Origin of the sequence: Rhizobium sp. S163, from assembly GCF_030380805.1 — a bacterium.
Lineage (GTDB): Bacteria > Pseudomonadota > Alphaproteobacteria > Rhizobiales > Rhizobiaceae > Rhizobium.
Genome location: NZ_JAUDSA010000001.1, coordinates 1 through 2,856, shown reverse-complemented (window position 1 = coordinate 2,856; position 2,856 = coordinate 1). Strand labels below are relative to the sequence as shown.

Sequence of the window (2,856 nt, the reverse complement as noted above, 5' to 3'; positions counted from 1 at the left end):
GTACCCCTCCGCCGAAGGCCGTCTGTTGTGATTTGCTGATTGGCTTTAAGTCCATGCCTTATGTCATGCGCTACAGTCATTTCCCCCATTGAGGTCTTACCGGCCGACCATTTTGGTCGCCGACGAGATTGGTCGGATGAAGAGAAGGTCCGGATCGTTGAGGAGAGCCTACGAGGCTTTCGGCAGGGCTCGATGACGGCGCGGCGTTATGGATTGTCGCGGTCGTTGTTGACCCGTTGGCGTCGGGAATACCGAAGCGGGCTTCTGAACGTTTCCGCTACAACGGGCTTCATACCGCTTTCGATTTCGCCGCCGTCGGCATCTTTCGAGATGGCCTCACCGCCGCGGCCTGAAGACGCCAGGACGATCGAGATCGGCCTACCGAACGGTCGACGGCTGACGATCCCGGCCTCGCTTGATCCAACTATCCTTGCTCGGCTGTTGCCGGTTCTGGACGCGTCATGATCGCCTTTCCGCCCGGAGTGAAGGTGTGGATTGCGGGCGGCGTGACGGACATGCGCTGCGGCATGAACAGCCTGTCGTTGAAGGTGCAAGAAGGCCTTGGCCGCGACCCTCATGGCGGCGAGGTCTTCTGCTTCCGCGGTCGCAAGGGTGACTTGATCAAAGTCCTTTGGCATGACGGCGTTGGCNCTTTGGCATGACGGCGTTGGCATGTCGCTTTACCTGAAGCGGCTGGAAGCTGGAAAGTTTATCTGGCCCGTCAGCCAGAGTAGCTCTGCCGTGCCAGTGTCGGCTGCGCAACTCGGCTATCTCCTGAAGGGGTCGACTGGCGCAATCCACGCTGGACACAGCGGCCTTCGAAGGCTGGCTGATTGTCTGCACTGCTCTGTTTTTGTTGGTCTTTCAGCGCGTTGCATGGTAGCTTTTTGCCATGGATGATGCTGCTTCGGAGATAGCCAGACTGCGCGCCGCGCTCGCGCAATCCGAAGCGCGTGCCGCTTCTGCCGAGGCTGATCTCGCACAGGTGCGTGCTGTCGTGACGACGTCCGAGGCGATGATCCGGCACCTCAAGCTCGAGATCGCCAAGTTACGTCGCGAGCAATATGGTCAGAGTTCGGAACGACGCGCCCGGCTGATCGACCAGATGGAATTGCAGCTCGAAGAACTTGAGGCCGACGCCACCGAGGACGAGATCGCCGCGGAACGCGTGGCGGCGGAGGTTGTGCAAGTTCCAGCCTTTGAACGCCGCCGCCCGGTCCGCAAGCCGTTTCCCGAGCACCTGCCGCGCGAACGGCTGATCATCGAGGCACCCTCGACCTGCAACTGCTGTGGCTCAGCCCGGATCGTTAAGATGGGCGAGGATATCACCGAGACGCTGGAGGTGCTCCCGCGCCGGTGGAAGGTAATCCAGACGGTGCGCGAGAAGTTTACCTGCCGGGACTGCGAGAAGATCAGCCAGCCACCGGCACCTTTCCATGCAACACCACGCGGATGGGCGGGACCGAACCTGCTCGCGACGATCCTGTTCGAGAAGTTCGGTCAGCACCAGCCATTGAACCGCCAAGCCGAGCGCTACGCCAAGGAGGGCGTCGATCTCAGCCTCTCTACGCTGGCCGACCAAGTTGGAGCCTGTGCAACGGCACTGCAGCCGATTCATGATCTGATCCGCGCCCATGTGCTGGCCGCCGGTCGGCTTCATGGCGACGACACCACCGTGCCGCTCCTGGCCAGGGGTGCAACGAAGCAGGCAAGGTTATGGACCTACGTTCGCGATGATCGTCCCTTCGCGGGCGGCGCGCCTCCCGCGGCACTCTTCTACTTCTCTGCGGATAGGGAGAAGACCCATCCCAACACGCATCTTGCCGGATGGCACGGCATACTGCAGGCGGATGCCTACGGCGGCTACAACGATCTCTACCGAGCGGATCGCCGCCCCGAGCCGGTCAAGAGCGCGCTCTGCTGGAGCCATGCGCGGCGCAAGTTCTTCGAACTGGCCGATATCGCCGGTAACGTGCGCAAGGGCAAACCTGCCCACGAGATATCGCCGGTCGCGCTCGAGGCTGTAGCCCGCATAGATACGCTCTTCGACATCGAGCGGGGCATAAACGGGACGTTCGCAGAGGAACGATTAGCTGCCCGACAACAGCATACTCGTCCGCTTGTCGAGGACCTGCACGACTGGCTCATGACTCAGCGTTCCCAGATGTCGAAGCACAATCCTGTCGCCAAGGCGATCAACTACATGTTCGAGAAGGACGGGCGCTGGGAAGCCTTCACCCGGTTCCTCGACGATGGCAGGCTCTGCATGTCGAACAATGCGGCAGAGCGCGCTCTGCGCGGAATCGCTCTGGGAAGAAAGGCATGGCTATTCGCTGGCTCCCAGCGCGGCGGCGAGCGTGCTGCCTTCATGTATTCCCTGATCGTCACGGCTAAGATGAACGATATCGATCCGCAGGCCTGGCTGGCCGACGTGCTCGCCCGCATGCCCAACCTTCCCGTGTCACAGCTGTCCGAACTATTGCCGTGGAACTGGCCCGCCAACGGCCACACCCGGCAGGTGGCTGCCTGATGGCGCGCCCGACCCATGTCTACACGATCGATTACGTCGCCAAACTGATCGGCGAGAACATCGAACTCATCCGGAAGATCGCCGGCAACTCGGACAACATCGACTACGGCGAGATCATTTATGCCCACGACGGCAGCGAAGAGGGCATCATGACCTTAACGGACCGGGGAATCGAAAGCTTGCAGGAGTTCCTCGCTGATGTCCGCACCTGGGACGGAGGTGTTCGGCAGTTCCTTATCGACGAGCAATGTGATCCGGAAAAGATCGAACGCATCATCGCTGATGAGCTAAATACATAAGGTCTGCGGCCTAGCCCGGATGGTTAC

General features: G+C 61.0%; 4 protein-coding genes and 1 pseudogene. All 5 read left to right on the top strand.

Annotation, left to right across the window (positions count from 1 at the left end; genetic code table 11):
- Positions 1 to 117: 117 nt before the first annotated feature.
- Positions 118 to 246: pseudogene (locus QTL96_RS00025) on the top strand (transposase); the annotation flags it as partial.
- 215 nt (positions 247 to 461) lie between these two features.
- Complete coding sequence (tnpB, locus tag QTL96_RS00020) at positions 462 to 662, top strand: IS66 family insertion sequence element accessory protein TnpB (protein ID WP_289726223.1); 201 nt, start codon at positions 462 to 464, stop codon at positions 660 to 662.
- Positions 637 to 900, top strand: a complete 264-nt coding sequence (tnpB, locus tag QTL96_RS00015; protein ID WP_354669111.1) for an IS66 family insertion sequence element accessory protein TnpB — start codon at positions 637 to 639, stop codon at positions 898 to 900. Before tnpB (QTL96_RS00020) ends, tnpB (QTL96_RS00015) begins: the two co-directional genes overlap by 26 nt.
- Complete coding sequence (locus QTL96_RS00010) at positions 893 to 2,530, top strand: IS66 family transposase (protein WP_289726221.1); 1,638 nt, start codon at positions 893 to 895, stop codon at positions 2,528 to 2,530. The genes tnpB (QTL96_RS00015) and QTL96_RS00010 overlap by 8 nt, the downstream gene beginning before the upstream one ends.
- Positions 2,530 to 2,829, top strand: coding sequence for a hypothetical protein (locus tag QTL96_RS00005; protein WP_112822694.1), 300 nt, complete (start codon positions 2,530 to 2,532; stop codon positions 2,827 to 2,829). Before QTL96_RS00010 ends, QTL96_RS00005 begins: the two co-directional genes overlap by 1 nt.
- The last annotated feature ends 27 nt before the right edge of the window (positions 2,830 to 2,856 follow it).